We start from the raw sequence: 1,670 nt of genomic DNA on the forward strand, positions 1-1,670 counted from the left end.
CCTGGGCTGCGCCGTTGGCCGCCTTGGCGCAGGAGTACCCGCAGCTGGCCGTCGAGGTGCTCACGGCCCCCCAGGCCGATGCACTGACCATGCTGCACAGCGGCCGCGCGCAGCTGGCGCTGGTGTTTGAGCGGCCGAGCCTTGACGGCCGCGAGGGTTTCCAGGAAGTGGCGACCGAGACCTTGCTGGCGGGCATCGCCCCCCGCCACCCGCTGATGCAGGCGCTGGGCCAGGCGCCTGCGCCCGGTGAGGCCGCCCGCCCCCAGCTGCGCGAGCACCACCTGACCAATACGCGCCAGATCATCGTTGCCAGCCGCGACTGGTCGCTGGACCATGAGCGCCTGGTCTATGCCCGCGATGTCTGGCGCACCGACAACCATGTGGCCGCCCTGCAGATGGTCAGCGCCGGCATTGGCTGGGGCTGGCTGCCCCAGCCGCTGGTGGCGCCGCTGCTGCAATCGGGCGCGCTGGTGGCGATGGAGTTTGCCAACCTCAGCAATGGCGCCCAGCTCTATGTGGATGTGGTCTGGTCCAAGGAGCACCCGATGGGCCTGGCTGCCAAGCGCTTTGTGGCGCTGGTGCAGGCGGCGTCACAAACGCCTTAAGCGCCCTGCGTCTCCTGCGCTGCAGCAGCGGCTGGCGGCAGGTCGCGCACATGGATGTCCATCTGCGGGAAGGCCACCGCAATGCCGGCCGCCTTCAGGCGCGCGTTGATGCTGCGGTTGAGGTCGTTGCGCACCGGCAGGCGGTCGTCCACCGCACCCACATAGACGCGCAGCTCGAACTTCTGGCCCTGGCCTTCGAGCGCCATGAACCAGCAGTTGGCCTCGGGCTCGCGCAGCACCTTGGGGTGCTCGGCCGCAATCGCCAGCAGCATGCGCTGCACCTCGGCCGGATCGCTGCCGTGCGCGACCGAGACATCGATGATCAGGCGCGTCACATCGTCGCTCAAGGTCCAGTTCGTCACCTGGCCGGTGATGAAGGTCTTGTTCGGGATGACGATTTCCTGGTTGTCGAAATCCAGCACCGTGGTGGCGCGCGTGCGGATGCGCGTGACGGTGCCGGTGTGCTGGTTGATGGTGATCACATCGCCGACGCGGAAGGGGCGCTCGACCAGCAGGATCAGGCCCGAGACAAAGTTGGCAAAGATCTCCTGCAGGCCAAAACCCAGACCCACGGTCAGCGCGGCGGCCATCCACTGCAGCTGGCTCCAGCGCAGGCCCAGCAAGGACAGCGCGCTGACCGTGCCGGCAATCGTGATGCCGTAGCGCGCCAGGGTCGCCATCGTGTAGCGGTCCGAGCTGCTGACCCGGCGCGTGCTGGAGAACACCACCTCGACCAGGCCGGGCAGGTTGCGCGTCAGGCTGAAGGTCATCAACAAGATCAGCGCGCCCACCAGCAGGTCCATCAGGCTCACCGGCGCGGGGCGGGCAATGCCGCTGGCCTCGGTATTGGTGGTGTACCACAGCACCACGCCCTCAAAGCGCAGCAGCGCCGGCAGCACCGGCGACCAGGCGTACACCAGGCTCAGCGCCACCAGCACCCGCTGCAGCAGGCCCAGCAGGCGGTGCGCCTGCGTGCTGACGGTGACCAGCGCCATCTGGCTTTGCTCATCGGCGGCATTGTTGTTGGCCGTGGGGGCAGTTCCGCCACCAGTGGCGGCATCGGCC

The 1,670-nt window shown here is 68.4% G+C and carries 2 protein-coding genes; one reads left to right on the top strand and one right to left on the bottom strand.

Going from position 1 to position 1,670, the window contains the following annotated elements; genetic code table 11:
• Positions 1–605 (top strand): substrate-binding domain-containing protein (locus H928_RS0113420; RefSeq protein WP_021026975.1); only part of this gene is annotated, 605 nt, incomplete at its 5' end.
• Here H928_RS0113420 and H928_RS33355 read toward each other — a convergent pair.
• Positions 602–1,670 (bottom strand): mechanosensitive ion channel domain-containing protein (locus H928_RS33355; protein ID WP_239644962.1); only part of this gene is annotated, 1,069 nt, incomplete at its 5' end. The genes H928_RS0113420 and H928_RS33355 overlap by 4 nt on opposite strands.

This window comes from Comamonas sp. B-9 (genome assembly GCF_000410635.1).
GTDB lineage: Bacteria > Pseudomonadota > Gammaproteobacteria > Burkholderiales > Burkholderiaceae_C > Comamonas.